Origin of the sequence: Pseudoalteromonas atlantica (assembly GCF_043641955.1) — a bacterium.
Lineage (GTDB): Bacteria > Pseudomonadota > Gammaproteobacteria > Enterobacterales > Alteromonadaceae > Pseudoalteromonas > Pseudoalteromonas atlantica_A.
In genome coordinates, this window is the sequence record NZ_JBHZRV010000002.1 from 265,499 (window position 1) to 283,267 (window position 17,769).

Sequence of the window (17,769 nt, forward strand, 5' to 3'; positions counted from 1 at the left end):
GTACACATGGTTAATGCGGTTTTAAAAGTAATAGCTTGGCATTTTCGCCGTCGGTTAAGATAGCAATGTTGCCGTGGGAAGTAATAAAAACATCCCTTAAACGACCAGACACGTCAGGAAAAGCCACTGATTGATTAAACTGACCCGTAGCTAAATCAATAGCGTATAACTTTTTATCAACTAACGTGGTGATAATTGCATGCTTTTGTAATGAAGGAAATGCTGTGTGTTTTGAGCCGTAATAAGCCATTCCTGAAGGCGCTATTGAAGGTGTCCAATCGACTAATGGCTGTTTCATCCCAGGATAATCTTGAAAAGGAGATATACGTGCTTGTGAGTAATCTTTGCCATAGGTTATAACTGGCCAACCATAATTAGTGCCTGCGGTTAAGTAATTTAGTTCGTCTCCCCCTGCAGGTCCGTGTTCATGACTAATGATGTGATTAGCGTCGTAGTCGTAAATAAGCCCTTGAGTATTTCGATGGCCAAGTGAAAAAATAGCGTGAGCACGACGGTTTTCATGATTAATGAACGGGTTATCTTTGGGTATAGTGCCATCTAAATGTATGCGTAAAACTTTGCCAAGTTGACTAGTCAAAACTTGTGCTTGCTCGCGAAAGTCAAAGCCATCGCCACTTGAAAACAATAGGGTATTATCAGGTAACACAAGTGCGCGACCAGCATAATGTTGTGGTGTATTTTTGTCTGTCGCGACTTTATAAATAACCTCTGGCTTTGAAAATTGAACACCATCAAATATAGATTTAGCGATAACTAAGCGGTTTGCATCAAGTTCACCTTGAGCATAAGTAAATATAATTTCTTTAGAACGTTTATAGTCTGGCGATAGTACTACATCGAGTAAGCCGCCTTGTCCGCCAACATATAGCCCTGGTAAGTCTAATTTAATATGTAACTGCTGGCCTTCTTTTACGACAACTACATGGCCGTCGCGCTGAGTAACTAACCATGCGTCATTAGGTAGTTCTACCATACTCCATGGAGACTTTAACTCACTTGCAATTGTTGTGACCTTGTAGTTTTTTGTGGGTAATATAGAAGCTGCATTTACTGAGGCTGCAAATAGGCCAAAAAGTAATAAACAACAGGCACATTGTTTAGTGTTAAAGCCTTTGGTAATGTGAATAAAATGATTTACTTTAAGTTGAGAAAACCATGCCATTTTTAACACGTTTATTGCCTTCATTTTTAGCTTCCTGGTTACTTACTTTCACGCTTGCTAGCTTGTTTCATAGTCAATACGTTGTCAATCAATTAGTTAATGTAGATGTTGAAATTGCTTTAAGTGATCGTATTAGCTTAACTCTTGCTGATTGGTTAGGGTTACTACCTACTTATGGGGCAATCATCGCCATTGCATTGGCAATTGCATTTACCGTTGCTCAATGGTTTGCGAAAAAACATCCTAATTTAAGGTCCCCTTTATTTATAGTAGCAGGGCTAACCGCTTTTTCAGTCGTACTTATTGCTATCGAATCAATTATGAATATACACATTATTGCTGGCGCCAGAGGTTGGGGGTTTTATACTCAACTATTAGCGGGTGCAGTAGGGGGGTATGTTTTTTCAGAGATAACTCAGCGCACTTTAAAAAAAGGCGCTGAATATTAATTTATAGTGTGTCGGTAAGCCTAAGGTGCCTTTAAAATAAATAAAAATTAAAGGTACAAAGGTTGCGGTATTAACTCACAATTTCTAAACAATCATATTGATAAGCTTGTAACTACTTAATCCAAGTATGAGTAATAACATTGGCAATGTCAGTAAGTTAACAAGTGCAGAGTTAGTGTATTTTCCCATTACTGCTTTTTGGTTAACCAGCCAAACAAGGTAAAAAGTAACAATAGGTAAAAGCAAGCCATTAGCAGCTTGAGCAAATATGATGACTGCAATGGGGTCTAAGCGAAGAGAAGCGACTGTTGCCCCAAATACTAATATAACCAGCGCCACCCACTTAAACTGACGGCTCTTCATATCATTTGACCACCCAAGCATGCCACACACGGCATATGCACCCGCTAATGGTGCTGTTATTGCGCTTGTTAAGCCTGCAGCAAATAAACCAACTGCAAAAAAGTACTGTGCGGCATTACCAAGTAGTGGCTCTAATTGTGAAGCCATATTGGCTGCGCTTATCTTACCAGCATCGGTGCCATAAAATGCTACCGATGCTGTAGATAATATAGCTAGCGTAATAACCCCACCTAAAGTAATTGATATACCTGTATCGAGATTGGTCTGTTTTATGACTTTGTCAGTATCGCTGTTTTTGTCGTGTTTTGCAGCCAGAATACCCGAATGCAAAAATAAGTTATAAGGCACAATGGTGGTGCCTATTAATGCAAGTACGGTAGTCATAGAACCATCAGGAATACTGGGTATAAACCCTTTCAGTAATTGTTCAATAGGGGGCGCTGCGATAATCAACGTTGAGATAAACACTAAGCTCATTAAAAGTACGAGTATTATGAGGGCAGACTCCACCACTTTATGTTTTCCGCTATAAAGAAGCAAAGCGCTAAAAATGGCAATTAAAGGTGTCCAGATTTGTGAGTTAACCTCTGGGAAAATACCTACCAAGCCCAAACTTGCACCACTAAGGTTGCCGGCTTCATAAGCTGCACTACCAACACCAATGGCACTGATCACTAATATAGCTGCAATTATTTTAAAAAGAGGTGTGTGTATGTGAGCACGTAATGCTTGCGCTAAGTCTTGCCCTGTTGCTACACCTAATCGCGCTGCCATTGATTGCAATGAGATGGTTACTATTACTGAAAATAATAGAGTCCATGCCAAAGTAAAACCAAAATTTGCTCCCGCAATACTTGCACTAGTAATTGTGCCTGGTCCGATAAAAGCGGCAGTGACTAAGAGGCCTGGTCCGAATCGCATACAATACCTTAAAATTGTTATTTAAATTGAATTTACCTTGCAGAGCATACATATAAAGCATGATTGTTAAAAGTGCAGCGAGGTGGTTTGGGTATATTCATAGTTTTTATCGTAAATATAACGGTTAACAATGAATATTTAGACTTGAGTATAATAGCCTTACCGTTAAATCATGGTAACTTACAGCAACTTTTTTGTAACAACTCATCATTCATAAGAATTAATAATAAAACTACTGTTATAAAAATACCGTTTTTGAAATTAAAACAGGACGTACCGTGTGAAAAACTTACTACGAGGCTTTAACTTATTTAGCTTAGTGTTACTTTTATTTTGCTCCCCAACGTGGGCGAGTGAGGGTCAATTAGATTTAACCAGTTCAACCATAGGCATGCTTTGCATTTTTATATTCTGTATTGCTTATGCTGTGGTCATGCTTGAAGAGAAACTCCATTTACGAAAATCAAAACCCGTTTTAGTAGCCGCTGGTTTGATCTGGATTTTGATAGGTGCTTTCTATGTAAATAATGATATGCCTGGCATTACAGAATCTGCATTTAGGCATAATTTGTTAGAGTTTGCAGAGCTGATGTTATTCCTATTAGTGGCTATGACCTACATTAATGCATTGGAGGAACGGCGTGTTTTTGATGCTTTGCGATCTTGGATGATACAAAAAGGTTTTAATTATAAAAACCTGTTTTGGATCACTGGGTTTCTAGCCTTCTTCATTTCGCCTATTGCGGACAACCTGACTACTGCATTGTTAATGTGCGCCGTAGTGATGAAAGTTGCTGAGGGTGATAAACCATTTATAAATTTAAGTTGTATCAATATCGTCATTGCCGCTAATGCTGGTGGTGCATTCAGTCCATTTGGAGACATTACAACATTAATGGTTTGGCAAGCAGGGCTGGTTCATTTTAATGAATTTTTAGTGTTATTTATCCCTTCATTAGCAAACTACCTCGTACCCGCTGCTATTATGAGTTTTTATGTTGCTGATAAGCAGCCTTCGGCGCAGTACGAAGAAATAGAGCTAAAACGAGGGGCACTTCGCATTTTAACTTTATTTTTATTAACCATAGCGACAGCCGTGGCGTGTCATAGCTTTTTACATCTACCGCCGGTACTTGGCATGATGATGGGGTTAGGTTATCTACAGTTTTTTGGTTATTTTTTAAGAATGACGTTGCCGGGTTCATTAGCACGTAAAAAGGCACATGCTGAACAAGTTGGTGATAATGATCGCTTAGCTAAACTGGGTAGTGTTGTACCGTTTGACGTATTTAGCAAAGTATCTCGCGCTGAATGGGACACTTTATTGTTTTTCTACGGCATTGTTATGTGTGTTGGCGGCCTTGGCTTTTTAGGTTATTTGAATCTTATGTCAGAAATGCTATATGGTAATTGGTCTGCGACTTCTGCCAATATCTTTTTGGGCGTAATTTCAGCCGTAATAGATAATATTCCTGTCATGTTTGCAGTGCTATCGATGCAGCCTGAAATGTCTCATGGGCAGTGGTTATTAATCACTCTTACTGCGGGTGTAGGCGGCAGTCTATTATCGATAGGCTCAGCGGCGGGTGTTGCGTTAATGGGGCAAGCGCGCGGTTATTATACCTTTTTTGGCCATTTAAAGTGGGCTCCAGTTATTGCGCTTGGTTATGCTGCAAGTATTGCACTGCATTTATGGTTAAATGCGTCACTTTTTTAAAGTAATGTAGAAAAACACCCAGCAATGTCGCCACTCGCGTCATTGCTTTTTACGTAGGCAAGCATGCGACATGTTTGCTTACATTTTACACCTGTGTTTACCTTTAAATTAATAAGTTATTGTTTTAAATTAGTTATAATTAATTTAATATTGAGTTATACATGGTTTTTAAATATAAAGTGCTGCTAATAACAGTTTTGTCTACTCTTGCTATTGCATTGAGTTTAACGACACGCGCTTATTTGAAAAATTACACATCTGAATTTGAAGAACACACACTTTATTCATCCTCTTTAGATGAAAATCGTAAGCTATTTATTCGCCTACCGACTAATTATGATGCCACTAAAGCATACCCATTAATTATAAAAACCGATGGTAATTTCAATCTCAATCGATGGCACAACACATTAACTATTTATGCCGAGCAAGGCATAGTAGAGGAGTCAATTTTAGTCGCATTACCAAATCAATTTTGGACAGATACCCGTAATCGCGACTTAGTGCCGCCATACGCCCGAAAAGAAGTCAATATTGAAGCGCGACCAGCGTTTGAAAATGACCCTGCAATATTTGGTAGAGCCGATGTATTTCTAGCATTTATTGAAAAAGAGTTACTGCCTTTTTTAGAAGCTAATTACAGTTTAAATGATAATCGTATTTTGACAGGGTTTTCAGCAGGCGGTAGTTTTGTGTTATACACATTGAGTACAAAGCCTGCGTTGTTTGACGGTTATTTTGCTTTTAGCCCGGCGGCGTGGTACGACGACAGCGTTGTGGTAAATGAGTTTACTAACAGTCTACCTGCGCTCAATCAGGCCGATAATTTTTTATATTTAAGCCTAGGTGCAGATGAAAACCCAATCATCACAGGGTCATTTAAAGGTTTGCTAGCCGCGCTTGAGCAAAATAAAGAGCACACTATAACGTGGAAATTTAGTTATAGTGAAGGCGCTGGTCACAATGAAAACCCTTACGTGTCTGTCCCCAAAGCATTGCATGAATATTATCAGTTTAGAGATGCAACTTTCAGTGATTAAATAGGGTTTAACCTCATGTAGATTTTATAGGTTGAAGGTAACTATTTACACTAAAAAAATCCTTTCATTTTAAAGTCGTTATTATTCAATTGGTTATGTTTGGCTTGTTTTTTGCTGATATTGTTTATCTTAAAAATAATAGGAATGACAATGACTGAACTCGCTTTATCTGCATATTTTGCACTTTACATCTATTTAATTATGATTTTCGTACAATGGGCTGTTGCTACTTTTAGCAAAGCAAGCCAAGACAATGCAGTGCCCGGTAAACTTGATGCTGATTTAAGCCATGAAAGCTTTGTTTTTAGAGCCCACAGAACGTTCCATAATACACTTGAAAACAGTGCCTTGTTTTTAGGCTGTGTATTGTTTGCTTTCACAATGGGGTATCACAGTGGAATATTTGCTATGTGTATGTGGGTTTATGTCATCTCACGCTTGATTCATATGACGCTTTATTATGTTATCGCTACAGAAAAGAACCCAAGTCCACGAAGTTACTTTTTCTTAGTGGGTGTAGTCGCTAATTTTGTTATGTTGGTACTAATAGGGTTGCGGTTAATTGCTTACTAATACATTGATTCAAAACTAAAAGCAGCAAGTTTACCTTGCTGCTTTTTGTATTTAGTGTCTAAAATCACTTAAAAGAGCAGGAATACCAGGTAGCATGCCTACCATGGCCATCACACTCGTTAAAAGTACAAACATAAATAATGGAATTTTCCAGCGGCTCATAGGTGTTAAATCAGCACTTCGCTCTTTACACCCTATAAGGCCTAAATTATCAAGTAACATAGTGAGTGACCAACCAAATGCAGGGTTTACCAATGAAGATGCAAATACCACAATAGCTGCTGATTGGGTTGTCTTACCTTCTCGGGTCATTTCCATTCCAGCCTCGAGCAGTGGAATAAATACCCCGACAATTAAAGCAACGCACAATACGGGTTGCCAAATTGCTAAATCCATCGGGTAACCCCATACGCCAGCTATAATACAAAATAGAGCTGTTAAAATTGCGCCAGCGGGAATGGGGCGTTTAGCAATAGCAGCAGGAACAATATAAGTGCCCCATGATGAGGTAAAATTAGAACCTCCTAAGATAGAGCCAAAGGTTTGTCTAACTGACGCGCTAAGCATTGTATCGTCAATATTCATTTGTACTTTTTCTGTACGCTGTGGGTAGCTTATTTTTTGAAAAACTTGGTGTCCTAAAAAATCCGGTGACCACATTGCTACAGCTAAAATTGCAAACGGTAGCACAACTACAAAACTTTCCAGCGTCGGTAACCCGAGCATCCAACCTGTGTTTTCTCCCCACCAATACATTGGGTTCATATTAGGTAAGCCAGGTGCGGTTTTAAATTCAAATGGTGCGCCTAGTGCAAACGCAGTGACTCCGCCAATAATGCAACTTAATGGTACTGCTAACCAACGCTTTTTAAAATGCTCTAATAGCGCATAAAGTAATATAGTGGTAAGAATAACAATAAACGCAATATGGCTCATATTAATGCTTTCAGCCCATGCAAATAACTTTTTGACTTGGGATAATGTGCCGATGAAGCCAAGATAAAGCAGCAACCCGCCACATACGCCCTTACTGGTTAAACGTGCCAGTAAACTACCACCTTTGCTAATAGCAAGGATAAAACCAAAAGCACCTATTAACAGGCCAAATGCCATAGGGTGGCCACCCGCAGCAACTACAATCGGAATAAGTGGAATTAATGGGCCATGCGTACCGGCTAAGTTGGCTGTAGGCAATATAAAGCCAGAAAATAAAATAATAAATAGCGCGACAATTAACAATTCATAGCGGACATTTTCAAGTACAAATGCATCACTTAAACCCAAAGGCGCAGCAAATGTTGCGGCAATAGCGCCTACCATGACGACTTTCCCAATAGTGCCTGCCATTGCGGGAATGGTATCTTCAAATTCAAAACGATAATCTCTAAATGGAAGATTAGGCCGCCAGCGTTTTGGCTGCATTATTTGCAGCTCGTGTTCAAGGTACTCGTCGCGAGTAGAAAATTGTGAACTGGGTTTATGTAAGCTTTGGTAGCTAGCAGACACGTTATCGTGTGTGTCTTTAAGGTTTTCTTTTTGTGGAATAGTATCTTGCTGTGATGTTGTCATAACTTCTCCGGCAACATGGTTATTGCGCTTGTTCAAACTTAAATACGGCTTTTTGCAAAGCACTAAATATTGAGTGCTTAGAGTAAAGCAAGCGTGAACAAGTTGGGATTAGTCAAAGGTCTAGGTTATTAAAAAACTTAAATACAACACCCTTTCTAGGTATTAGCTATAGATGGTATGCTGTATTCTTTTATACGAGAAAAATTATGGATGCTATCGAGCTTTTATTAACAAGGCAATCTGATCCACGTTTAGTTGAACCTGCACCAACTAGCGAGCAATTGGAAATTATTAAGCAAGCTGCATTAAGAGTACCTGATCATGGATGCATCGCTCCATGGCAGTTCATTGTTGTGACTGGAGACGGACGAAACCGTTTAGGTGAAATCTACCATCAAAGCGCTATTTCTGAGCAACAGGAAGAAAAAGTAATTAACAGGGCAAAAGAGTTACCTTTAAGAGCGCCAATGTTAATTATTGCTATCGCAAAATACAAACAGCACCCAAAAGTTCCTCGTATTGAACAAGTTCAAAGTGCAGGGTGTGCAGTACTTGCAATGCAACAAGCAGCTTTTGCACAAGGATTAGGTGGTGTATGGCGTACAGGTTACTTTGCACAAAGCAAAGGCGTGAAAAAAGCGTTAGAGCTGACAGAGCAAGACGAAATAGTTGGGTATTTATACTTGGGTACGCCCGCTGTAGAGTGTAAAAAATCTGCCAAACATAAGCCAGAACAGTTTTTTACATATTTATAATAGACAAATTGAACTTTACCTTCTTTGTTTAGTCAGATTAGATTAAGGTCGCAGTTATTAAGCTACTTATTACTGCTCACTGTAAGAAATGTAAGGACACTTAAAGTATTTTTCTTCACAGTCTGTTTTTTAATCTGTTGTTTTTTGCTACTGTATGGAACGTCTTAACAAAAACAACAAAGAAGACGAGAACAATGGGAAATTTATTTTTACGTGAAAAAGAACAATGGCTAACGTGGTCACTCTGGGGTGTAGTGGGAGCAGTTCTTACTTTATATACTGCTTTTAACACGCAAACACCTCATTTAGTCGCAATTGCATCTGTATCAATTCTTGTGGTTCTGACTTGGTGGATGCAACGAAGCAAGCGTTTTGATTTTGGCCGCGCTTTTAAGGTGTGCTGCTACGTTTTAATGTTAAGTATTTTGCCTGCGTTTGTGCTTGTTATAATGCCCAGCGATGATTTAAGCCGCTTTGATTTAATATTTCAGTGTTTAAGTTTTGCAGCGCTGAGTTTATTATTGTGCTTAGTATGTTCGTGGATAGCTAAACGACCCAAACAATATTATTGATTGAATTTTATTCGTAACCTGTTTAATTACTATTTATTTACTTTTAGGGGTTTACAACTGTTCTGCTTAGGCCTATTATTCGCGCCGTACGGAGAGATGGCAGAGTGGTCGAATGCACCGGTCTTGAAAACCGGCAGGGGTTTGTAGCCCCTCTAGGGTTCAAATCCCTATCTCTCCACCATATTTGAAAAGCCGCCTTTTGGGCGGCTTTTTGCTATCTGGAGTTTAGTATGTCAGAGCCTCGTCAATTAAATACATTTCAGCGGATCTTAAAGCACACTTTATTGTGGGTTGTGTTTGCATATTGTTATCACAGTGCAATTAATTTACTGGTCAAAATGGCATTGGATGCGCAGCCTGATCAACCTTTAATTACATCTTTACTTTATTGCTTGGGTTTTAATGTATTAAGTGCCCACTTAATTACAAAATATGATGCTTATTGGCCCGTTATTGCTGCTTTAATAATCGGTGTTGTTGGTTTGATTGTTGTGCCAATTCTGTTTGTAGGTACGCATGCTTTATTAAGTCAAGAACTGCTTGGGGGAATATTAATCAGCTTACCAGTCTTTACCTTTGGAATGACCCTAATTAAGCGAAAACTCAATAAAAACTAGGCCCAAAAGCGTTTTTATTTATGTTAGCATAGACGCGTCTTTTAACTGGTATCAGAGCACACTAGGCTGGTACATAAAAACGTGAAACACATTATGTCAGATAATTTTACTACAGATGCTGAAAAAGCAAGTTACGGTATTGGTTTACAAATGGGCGAGCAACTTAAAGCGAACCCTTTTGAAGGCCTAAACTTAAATTCAGTATTTGAAGGCATGAAAGATGCTTACTCAGGCGGTGATTTTCAAGTTGAGATCCCTGAGATCCAAGCTGCATTCGAAAAAATCAATGCTGAAATCCAAGCTCGTCGTGAAGAAGAGTCAAAAGTACTTTCTGCTGAAGGTATCGCATTCTTAGAAGAAAATGCAAAGCGCCCTGAAATCACTGTAACTGAGTCTGGTCTTCAATATGAAGTACTAGCAACGGGTGAAGGCGAAAAGCCAACAGCTGAATCTACAGTACGTGTTGACTACCACGGTACTCTTATCAACGGTACAGTTTTTGATAGCTCTTACGAGCGCGGTCAACCTGCTGAATTCCCAGTTGGCGGTGTTATCAAAGGTTGGACTGAAGCGTTACAAATGATGCCTGTTGGCACTAAATGGCGTATCTATGTTCCTCATGAGCTTGCTTATGGTGAACGTGGTGCTGGTGCTGCAATTGCACCTTTCTCAACACTTGTATTTGATGTTGAGTTACACGCTATTCTTTAATGGCTTCTTTATGAGCGTTTGATGCTCATAATAAAAACCACTCTTAATTATTTAAGAGTGGTTTTTTTATGCTTAATTTTTGATTAACCCAAAACTGAGTGAATCGTAAAACGAGTTAGAAGTAACCGCGAACACCAATACTAAAGTTACGCCCAGGTAACGGTGCTTTTTCTTTAATAAATGAGCTGTGTACAAAGCCAAGCTCATTAGTGATGTTATCAACGTTGATATAAAGTTGTGTATCTATTTGCCCAACATTTAGTTGATAGTTAGCTTGTGCATCAAAGAGCGAGTAGCTATCAGTTTTCGTTTCATATTGAGTAATATCATTTTGCTCAAAGTAATGAGTGCCTGTTAGGGTGAATTGCCAATCGTTAAGAGTATATTGCAACTCAGAGCCTAACTTATTTGCAGGTATACGAGGTAAGTTCTCATCTTTGAGCTTAGCTGTTGTTGAATCACCAAATATCTTCACCATGGCATTACTGTTAATTTGATAATGAGCGTCAAACTCAACACCGTATAGTTCAGCATCTTGGCTAACAAATTGGTAAACAGCAAGCGCATCTTCGTGCTCGTGATCTGTTTGGGCTTCTTCAAAGCCATGATCTTCGTCGTAGATCAAACCAGTATTTTTTTGATAGTAAAAGTTTTTAATATCATTGTAGAAAAAGTTAACTGTATAGCCAAAGTCACCGCTAAACTGCCTAAAGCTTAAATCAAAGTTGTTAGCTGTTTCTTGCTTAATATCTTCTGGTTCAAAATGTGCCTCTCCATCCTCAATTACATAACCTAAACCAAGCTCGTAAGTACCTGTTGCAATATGGAGTCCATTTGAGAGTAGTTCTGCCGAAAGTGGTGCTCGCTGTGAGTGTGAAACACTTAAAGAAACACTTTGACCTGGTGTGTATTGCCAAATTGCACCAACAGAGGCACTTAAGTTGGTAAAGCTTTTGCTGTATGCAGTGACTTCATCATGATCTTCTTCCATTTCATCATGATGTTCTTCAGCTTCACCTTCATCATGGTCATGGTCATGGGATGTGATATTACTATCAATATTATAATCTTCTATGCGGGCGCCTAATTCAACGGTAACATCGCCAATCATTTGTTCTTCAAGAATGAATAGGGCATTAGTTGTTGTTTTACTTGCTGGGGTGAACGCTTCTTCACCATTGGCATCATAGTCAGACTCACTAAAATGGTAGCCAGCTATACCGTGCCAGTTGCCAAGTTTATGTTCCACATTAAAGCGTGCTTCAGTCGTTTCATTACTAAAGATGGTACCAATCGTGCCATCTTCGATTTCGGCATGACTATAATCTGTATAGCCTAGACGAAGGTTTATGGTTTCAATCCAATTATTATGAAGTGCATAACTCATTAAGCCCTGCCAGCGATCTTGTTCAACGCGTGCATAAACCGCTTCTTCTTCACCTTCCTCATGCTCATGTTCATTCTCGTGTTCATGGCCATGATGCTCATGTGCTGGTATGCCATAATCTGTTTCAATACGACCATATGCTATGCCAACAGTTAAGTGCTCGCCTACATAGCTCGTACCAAAGTTAACTGTTTGACTATCAATAAAGGTATTTGCAACAGATGTAGCGGTTTCATGGGCCTTTTCCTCATGCTCATCATGATGTTCTTCATGTTCTTCATGTTCTTCATGCTCATGGTGCTCTTCATGGCCTTCTTCTGGAAGCTCAAAGCGAGGTGTTTGGTAATCATCCCCAATTCTTTTTGTGCCATCAAAGTGGAAGTTAAAGTTTTCATGCCCAGTTTCAAGCTTTGCTGCATATGTATTAGCATTTGAAACAGTGTCATGATTGTATTGTACAGCACCTGTAAATTGGTCAATGTTATCTGTTGGGATCCTGTTATCAACTACATTGACAACACCACCTATTGCGCCTGAGCCATACAAAAGAGTAGCTGGTCCTCTAAGTACTTCGATTTGCTCAGCCGATAGGCTATCGTTTGATGTAGCGTGATCTGGGCCAATACGAGAAGCATCGCTGCTGTCTAAACCATTTTGTGTAATTTTAACGCGCGGTCCATCTAATCCTCGAATAATAGGGCTTGATGAAACGGGTCCAAAGTAGCTTGCATTAACACCTGGTAAACCTTTTAGTGTTTCGCCTAAAGTAGGTTTAGCTTTGTTTTTTAGTTCATCACCAGCTAATACATTCACAGGTGAAATCATTTCAAGGCTATTCTTGTGTAGAGCAGAGGCATATACAACAACAGTTTCTACTGAGGTAGGAGTTAACGTAACATTGAGTTTTTGACTATCTTCATCAACAGCAAGGCGTGCATCAACAAAATTATTTTTACTGATATGTAATTGGCTTTTTGCATCGATATCGATACTAAATTTACCATTTGAATCGGTTTTTATTGATTGTGTTTTGCCGTGAATATGCACATCTGCATTAGCAATCGGTTGGTTATTAGGGTCAACGACATGGCCACTAATAATAGCTGCATGTGCAGAATATGAGCTAAGAGCTGTAATTATTGCGCCTGAGAGAATAGAATATCGGTTCATAGTTACTACATTTTTTGGTTGCGATGTTGTGATATAATATAACACTGTAATGTTGCCATATCAATAATGTTATACCATAGCTTTACGGTTCTATTTTTGAATAAGTAAACTACACTAAAGTAAATAAGCTCACTTTTTGGTGATACTATGAGTGATAAGAATCAAATATTCAAAGCTCGTTTCACAATTGCTGATTTACGCCATCAATGTAATCACAGTGAAGTATTTACTACTGCGTTGACCAAGGGCGAAACGCTGGAGCATTTTATATTAAAGCTACTAGGTTACAGTTTTTTGTCATACGATGATGCTGCATGTCTAAATAATCAGTTTAATAAATTTATGCCTGATGTAAGCATAAAGGCACTTGATGAGCATTATAAAAAATGGATGTGTGTAGATAGTGCTGATTTGCATCGCTTAATAAAAATTGCAAAGACTGTTGATGAACTAATTATTTTAACTATTGCACATAGCCCATGGCTTTGTGAAGCCAAACCGCGTTTATCTTTACTACCTAATAGCCACTTTATAGAAATTGATAAGCAGTTTATTGATAAACTCGAGTCTAACTTAACCCGCAATTTGTATTGGAATATTACTATTGATCAAAACAGTGTCAGTATTAGTGATGAAGCGCATTACTATCAGACTACTGAATTTGTTTGGAGTTAACGTAGTAGCTTTATATTTATTTACTAAATACTATTCTAACGTTAATGTTATATCACCATCTGGTTTGCAACAGCACAGTAATATCTCGCCTTCTCGGACGAACGCTAAAGGCTCTTGATTATAAACTACTTGGCCTGCTTTGAGCTGCACACGACATGCGCCGCAGTATCCTTCCCGACACTGATATGACACAGCAAATTTATGCTCTTCAAGGCAAGCTAAAAGGGAAGGGCAGCCAGAATTAAAATTAATATTCTGGCTGTGCTCTGCAAGGTCAAGCCTGACAGTGTTACTGACAGACATTACAGATCAAAATCACCAAAGTCAGAGGCATCGACTTGCGAATCAATTTGACCAACAAGATAGGAGCTGATCTCAGCTTCTTGAGGGGCAACTTGTACGTTATCTGATACTAACCAAGAGCTTATCCATGGAATTGGGTTACTATTGTTTTCAAACTGGGTAGGAAGTCCCACTGCACTCATGCGTGCATTTGTAATGTATTCAACATATTGGCAAAGGATGTCTTTATTAAGACCAATCATTGAACCATCTTTAAATAAGTACTCAGCCCATTCTTTCTCTTGTTCTGCTGCATCAACGAACATTTTAATCGCTTCGTCTTTACACTGCGCTGCAACAATAGCCATCTCAGGGTCATCTTTGCCATCTTGCATAATATTTAAGATATGCTGAGTACCTGATAAGTGAAGTGCTTCATCACGGGCAATGAGTTTAATAATTTTTGCATTACCTTCCATAAGCTCGCGCTCTGCAAATGCAAAAGAACACGCAAAGCTAACATAAAAGCGGATTGCTTCTAGGATGTTTACAGACATCATGGCCAGATAAAGTAATTTTTTAAGTTCAAACAAACTAATATTAACGGTCTCACCGTTAAGCTCATGTTTACCTTCACCGTATAAATTATAGATTGCTACTTTATTGATTAGCTCATCGTAGTATTTAGTTACGGCGTCAGCACGTTCACTGATTTTGTCGTTACTTACAATATCGTCAAAAATGAGTTCTGGTGACTGAGTGACGTTACGGATAATGTGTGTGTATGAGCGACTATGAATAGTTTCACTGAATGCCCACGTTTCAATCCACGTTTCAAGCTCTGGGATTGATACAATTGGCAGCAAAGCAACATTCGGTGAGCGACCCTGAACACTATCAAGCAGTGTTTGGTACTTAAGGTTGCTTAAAAATATATGTTTTTCATGTTCTGGCAGTGCTTGGAAATCTAAGCGGTCTTTACTCACATCTACTTCTTCCGGGCGCCAAAAGAAAGAGAGTTGTTTTTCTATTAACTTTTCAAAAATAGGGTATTTTTGTTGGTCATAACGAGAAACGTTCACTGTTTGGCCGAAAAACATCGGTTCTTGTAATTGATTATTATGGTTTCGGCTAAAAGTAGTATAAGACATAGGATCACTCAAAAAACTAACAGGGCAAAGCGGGCATAAAGCCCGCTATGAATATATTTTAAAAACAGTGCTTAAATTTTACATGCGCCGCCTGCGCAATCATCATCTTCCGCTTGAACAGCTGTATCATCTTGTGAATCTGATGCGCCATCGCGAGTATTATGATAATACAAGGTCTTAACACCTAGCTTGTAAGCAGCAAGCAAGTCTTGCAGTAACACCTTCATAGGTACTTTACCGCCTTCGAACTTGTTTGGATCATAATTAGTGTTAGCAGAGATAGTTTGATCAACAAACTTTTGCATAATACCCACTAATTGCAAATAACCTTGGTTTGATGGGATGTCCCATAACAACTCATAGCTATCTTTAAGACGGTCATACTCAGGAACGACCTGTTTTAAGATACCATCTTTACTAGCTTTAACGCTGATATGCCCACGAGGTGGTTCAATACCATTTGTTGCATTTGAAATCTGTGACGATGTTTCTGATGGCATCAACGCTGACAGCGTTGAGTTACGCATACCGTGCTCTTTAATGCTGGCACGTAGTGCATCCCAATCTAAATGCAGCGGTTCATCACAAATCTTATCAAGGTCAGTTTTGTATGTATCTGTTGGCATTATGCCTTGAGAATACGTTGTTTCATTGAACTTAGGGCAAGCACCACGCTCTTTTGCTAGTTCGTTTGATGCTTTCATAAGGTAATACTGAATCGCTTCAAACGTTTTGTGGGTCAGAGCATTCGCGCTGCCGTCAGAATAGCGCTTACCATTTTTAGCTAGGTAGTATGCGTAGTTGATAACACCTATACCAAGCGTTCGACGTCCCATAGTTGCATTTTTAGCTGCTGGAACAGGGTAGTCTTGGAAATCAAGTAAGTTATCTAAAGCACGGACTGCAAGCTCAGCAAGTTCTTCTAATTCATCAAGTGACTCAATTGCACCTAAGTTAAACGCTGATAATGTACATAAAGCGATTTCGCCTTCTTCATCATTTACGTTATTTAATGGTTTAGTTGGCAATGCAATTTCTAAACACAAGTTAGATTGACGAATTGGCGCAACTTTTGAAATAAACGGGCTGTGAGTATTACAATGATCTACATTCTGCAGGTAAATACGGCCTGTGCTAGCACGCTCTTGAGCAAACATTGAAAACAGCTCGATTGCTTTGATACGTTTTTTACGGATTGACTCGTCTTGCTCATACTGAACGTATAATTTATCAAACTCATCTTGGTCTTCAAAGAAAGCATCGTATAGGCCTGGCACATCCGATGGGCTAAATAATGTAATGTAGTCGTCTTTTATTAAACGTGAATACATTAACTTATTAAATTGCACACCGTAATCTAGATGACGAACACGATTGTCATCAACACCACGGTTATTTTTAAGTACCAGTAGGTTTTCAACTTCTAAATGCCATAGTGGGTAGAATAAAGTTGCCGCGCCACCACGAACACCGCCTTGTGAACAACTTTTAACAGCTGTTTGGAAGTGTTTATAAAATGGGATACATCCAGTGTGATACGCTTCACCATTGCGAATAGGGCTTCCTAATGCGCGGATACGACCCGCATTAATACCAATACCAGCACGTTGAGAAACATACTTAACAATGGCAGAAGATGTTGCGTTGATAGAATCAAGGCTATCGCCACACTCAATTAATACGCACGAGCTAAACTGACGTGTTGGTGTACGAACACCAGCCATAATTGGTGTAGGCAAAGAAATTTTAAATAGCGATACCGCGTCATAAAAACGTTTAACATAATCTAAACGTGTTTCTTTAGGGTAATCTGAGAACAAGCTTGCAGCCACAAGGATATATAAAAACTGTGCACTTTCGTAGATTTCACCTGTTACACGGTTTTGAACCAGATACTTACCTTCAAGCTGTTTTACAGCAGCATAACTGAAATTTAGGTCTCGGCTATGATCAAGGTAGTTATCAAGCTCATCAATTTCTTGTTCTGTGTAGTCGACTAGTAGGTGTGCGTCATAGCGCTTGTCTTCTACTAGTTTTGTTATTTGATCGTAAAGGCGAGGAGGCTCAAATTGACCATACGCTTTTTTACGTAAGTGGAATACAGCTAAACGAGCCGCTAAGTATTGATAATCAGGGCTGTCTTTAGAAATCTGGTCTGCAGCTGCTTTGATGATTGTTTCGTGAATATCTTCAGTACGAATACCATCATAAAATTGAATATGTGATTTCAATTCAACTTGCGAGACAGACACGTTATTCAGACCTTCGGCGGCCCAAGCAATAACGCGATGGATCTTATCTAAATCAAGTGACTCTTTACGGCCGTCACGTTTGCTTACAGATAGCTGTTGGTTCATAGTTTTGCCTGTATTCCTTGGGAAATATAGTCTTAGAAAATTATTATTCTATTTATTAAGGTTAAAATCGAATTTAAATGAATAACTTTTAGCCACAATATCTGGTGCTCTTCAAATTCTAGATCACAAGATAGTGTGGTCTGCGATCATTTGCAAGGGGCATAAACGGGCCCCTTTGTGGATAAGTTTGGGATAACATGATTGTGTTAGTAGCCATTAACCTTTGACCTTTTGATTAAAATGAAATTTATAAAAAGCAACTCAAGATCTACTAAAT

Annotated in this window: 16 protein-coding genes and 1 tRNA gene; 10 read left to right on the forward strand and 7 right to left on the reverse strand. The window is 39.0% G+C overall.

Features of this window, described 5'->3' with window-relative positions:
* Nucleotides 1-10: 10 nt before the first annotated feature.
* The gene (locus ACHUE3_RS04745) at nucleotides 11-1,192 is read right to left on the reverse strand and encodes a PQQ-dependent sugar dehydrogenase (RefSeq protein WP_394191653.1); all 1,182 of its coding nucleotides are present in this window, start codon (nucleotides 1,190-1,192) and stop codon (nucleotides 11-13) included.
* On the opposite strand from ACHUE3_RS04745, the gene ACHUE3_RS04750 reads away from it, so the two are divergent.
* Entirely contained in the window at nucleotides 1,177-1,632 is a 456-nt protein-coding gene (locus tag ACHUE3_RS04750) for a hypothetical protein (RefSeq protein ID WP_394190704.1), read from the forward strand. The two genes, ACHUE3_RS04745 and ACHUE3_RS04750, sit on opposite strands and share 16 nt — an antisense overlap.
* 84 nt (nucleotides 1,633-1,716) lie before the next feature.
* Here the strand turns inward: ACHUE3_RS04750 and ACHUE3_RS04755 are convergent, their stop codons facing one another.
* The gene (locus ACHUE3_RS04755) at nucleotides 1,717-2,916 is read right to left on the reverse strand and encodes an Nramp family divalent metal transporter (RefSeq protein ID WP_394190706.1); all 1,200 of its coding nucleotides are present in this window, start codon (nucleotides 2,914-2,916) and stop codon (nucleotides 1,717-1,719) included.
* A 319-nt stretch (nucleotides 2,917-3,235) separates the two neighbouring features.
* On the opposite strand from ACHUE3_RS04755, the gene nhaD reads away from it, so the two are divergent.
* The 3 genes from nhaD to ACHUE3_RS04770 all read left to right on the forward strand — a co-directional run bounded on the left by nhaD (nucleotide 3,236) and on the right by ACHUE3_RS04770 (nucleotide 6,246).
* The gene (gene nhaD / locus ACHUE3_RS04760) at nucleotides 3,236-4,633 is read left to right on the forward strand and encodes a sodium:proton antiporter NhaD (protein WP_394191655.1); all 1,398 of its coding nucleotides are present in this window, start codon (nucleotides 3,236-3,238) and stop codon (nucleotides 4,631-4,633) included.
* 161 nt (nucleotides 4,634-4,794) lie between these two features.
* Entirely contained in the window at nucleotides 4,795-5,673 is an 879-nt protein-coding gene (locus ACHUE3_RS04765; RefSeq protein ID WP_394190708.1) for an alpha/beta hydrolase, read from the forward strand.
* A gap of 150 nt (nucleotides 5,674-5,823) precedes the next feature.
* Nucleotides 5,824-6,246 carry an MAPEG family protein gene (locus ACHUE3_RS04770; protein ID WP_394190710.1) on the forward strand — a complete coding sequence of 141 codons (423 nt, stop codon included), beginning with the start codon at nucleotides 5,824-5,826 and terminating at the stop codon, nucleotides 6,244-6,246.
* 51 nt (nucleotides 6,247-6,297) lie between these two features.
* Here the strand turns inward: ACHUE3_RS04770 and ACHUE3_RS04775 are convergent, their stop codons facing one another.
* Complete coding sequence (locus tag ACHUE3_RS04775; RefSeq protein ID WP_394190712.1) at nucleotides 6,298-7,815, reverse strand: DUF3360 family protein; 1,518 nt, start codon at nucleotides 7,813-7,815, stop codon at nucleotides 6,298-6,300.
* Between the two features lie 206 nt (nucleotides 7,816-8,021).
* Here ACHUE3_RS04775 and ACHUE3_RS04780 point away from each other — a divergent pair, with 206 nt between their 5' ends.
* From ACHUE3_RS04780 to ACHUE3_RS04800, 5 genes are all read left to right on the forward strand, one after another.
* Nucleotides 8,022-8,570, forward strand: coding sequence for an NAD(P)H nitroreductase (locus ACHUE3_RS04780; protein ID WP_394190714.1), 549 nt, complete (start codon nucleotides 8,022-8,024; stop codon nucleotides 8,568-8,570).
* Between the two features lie 194 nt (nucleotides 8,571-8,764).
* A complete protein-coding gene (locus ACHUE3_RS04785; RefSeq protein ID WP_394190716.1) occupies nucleotides 8,765-9,142 on the forward strand; it encodes a hypothetical protein in 378 nt (125 codons plus the stop codon).
* Nucleotides 9,143-9,232: 90 nt separating this feature from the next.
* Nucleotides 9,233-9,323, forward strand: a tRNA-Ser gene (locus ACHUE3_RS04790).
* 49 nt (nucleotides 9,324-9,372) lie between these two features.
* Nucleotides 9,373-9,759 (forward strand): hypothetical protein, encoded by a 387-nt coding sequence (locus tag ACHUE3_RS04795; RefSeq protein WP_394190718.1) that lies wholly within the window; start codon nucleotides 9,373-9,375, stop codon nucleotides 9,757-9,759.
* Between the two features lie 93 nt (nucleotides 9,760-9,852).
* Complete coding sequence (locus ACHUE3_RS04800; protein WP_394190720.1) at nucleotides 9,853-10,470, forward strand: FKBP-type peptidyl-prolyl cis-trans isomerase; 618 nt, start codon at nucleotides 9,853-9,855, stop codon at nucleotides 10,468-10,470.
* 115 nt (nucleotides 10,471-10,585) lie between these two features.
* Here the strand turns inward: ACHUE3_RS04800 and ACHUE3_RS04805 are convergent, their stop codons facing one another.
* Entirely contained in the window at nucleotides 10,586-13,027 is a 2,442-nt protein-coding gene (locus ACHUE3_RS04805) for a TonB-dependent receptor (RefSeq protein ID WP_394190722.1), read from the reverse strand.
* 147 nt (nucleotides 13,028-13,174) lie between these two features.
* Between ACHUE3_RS04805 and ACHUE3_RS04810 the strand changes: the two genes are divergently transcribed.
* Nucleotides 13,175-13,702, forward strand: a complete 528-nt coding sequence (locus tag ACHUE3_RS04810) for a YaeQ family protein (RefSeq protein ID WP_394190724.1) — start codon at nucleotides 13,175-13,177, stop codon at nucleotides 13,700-13,702.
* Nucleotides 13,703-13,732: 30 nt separating this feature from the next.
* Here the strand turns inward: ACHUE3_RS04810 and yfaE are convergent, their stop codons facing one another.
* The 3 genes from yfaE to nrdA form a co-directional block, all read right to left on the reverse strand.
* Nucleotides 13,733-14,005 carry a class I ribonucleotide reductase maintenance protein YfaE gene (yfaE, locus tag ACHUE3_RS04815; RefSeq protein ID WP_394190726.1) on the reverse strand — a complete coding sequence of 91 codons (273 nt, stop codon included), beginning with the start codon at nucleotides 14,003-14,005 and terminating at the stop codon, nucleotides 13,733-13,735.
* The gene (gene nrdB, locus ACHUE3_RS04820; protein ID WP_099295944.1) at nucleotides 14,005-15,135 is read right to left on the reverse strand and encodes a class Ia ribonucleoside-diphosphate reductase subunit beta; all 1,131 of its coding nucleotides are present in this window, start codon (nucleotides 15,133-15,135) and stop codon (nucleotides 14,005-14,007) included. The genes yfaE and nrdB overlap by 1 nt, the downstream gene beginning before the upstream one ends.
* A 71-nt stretch (nucleotides 15,136-15,206) precedes the next feature.
* Nucleotides 15,207-17,492, reverse strand: coding sequence for a class 1a ribonucleoside-diphosphate reductase subunit alpha (gene nrdA, locus ACHUE3_RS04825; RefSeq protein WP_394190729.1), 2,286 nt, complete (start codon nucleotides 17,490-17,492; stop codon nucleotides 15,207-15,209).
* Between the last annotated feature and the right edge of the window lie 277 nt (nucleotides 17,493-17,769).

Coding starts and splice junctions, on each gene's coding strand:
- nrdA (WP_394190729.1), bottom strand. CDS start 17,492: ATGAACCAACAGCTATCTGTAAGCAAACGTGACGGCCGTAAAGAGTCA.
- ACHUE3_RS04755 (WP_394190706.1), bottom strand. CDS start 2,916: ATGCGATTCGGACCAGGCCTCTTAGTCACTGCCGCTTTTATCGGACCA.
- ACHUE3_RS04780 (WP_394190714.1), top strand. CDS start 8,022: ATGGATGCTATCGAGCTTTTATTAACAAGGCAATCTGATCCACGTTTA.
- ACHUE3_RS04765 (WP_394190708.1), top strand. CDS start 4,795: ATGGTTTTTAAATATAAAGTGCTGCTAATAACAGTTTTGTCTACTCTT.
- ACHUE3_RS04805 (WP_394190722.1), bottom strand. CDS start 13,027: ATGAACCGATATTCTATTCTCTCAGGCGCAATAATTACAGCTCTTAGC.
- ACHUE3_RS04800 (WP_394190720.1), top strand. CDS start 9,853: ATGTCAGATAATTTTACTACAGATGCTGAAAAAGCAAGTTACGGTATT.
- nrdB (WP_099295944.1), bottom strand. CDS start 15,135: ATGTCTTATACTACTTTTAGCCGAAACCATAATAATCAATTACAAGAA.
- ACHUE3_RS04810 (WP_394190724.1), top strand. CDS start 13,175: ATGAGTGATAAGAATCAAATATTCAAAGCTCGTTTCACAATTGCTGAT.
- ACHUE3_RS04770 (WP_394190710.1), top strand. CDS start 5,824: ATGACTGAACTCGCTTTATCTGCATATTTTGCACTTTACATCTATTTA.
- yfaE (WP_394190726.1), bottom strand. CDS start 14,005: ATGTCTGTCAGTAACACTGTCAGGCTTGACCTTGCAGAGCACAGCCAG.
- ACHUE3_RS04795 (WP_394190718.1), top strand. CDS start 9,373: ATGTCAGAGCCTCGTCAATTAAATACATTTCAGCGGATCTTAAAGCAC.
- ACHUE3_RS04750 (WP_394190704.1), top strand. CDS start 1,177: ATGCCATTTTTAACACGTTTATTGCCTTCATTTTTAGCTTCCTGGTTA.
- ACHUE3_RS04775 (WP_394190712.1), bottom strand. CDS start 7,815: ATGACAACATCACAGCAAGATACTATTCCACAAAAAGAAAACCTTAAA.
- ACHUE3_RS04785 (WP_394190716.1), top strand. CDS start 8,765: ATGGGAAATTTATTTTTACGTGAAAAAGAACAATGGCTAACGTGGTCA.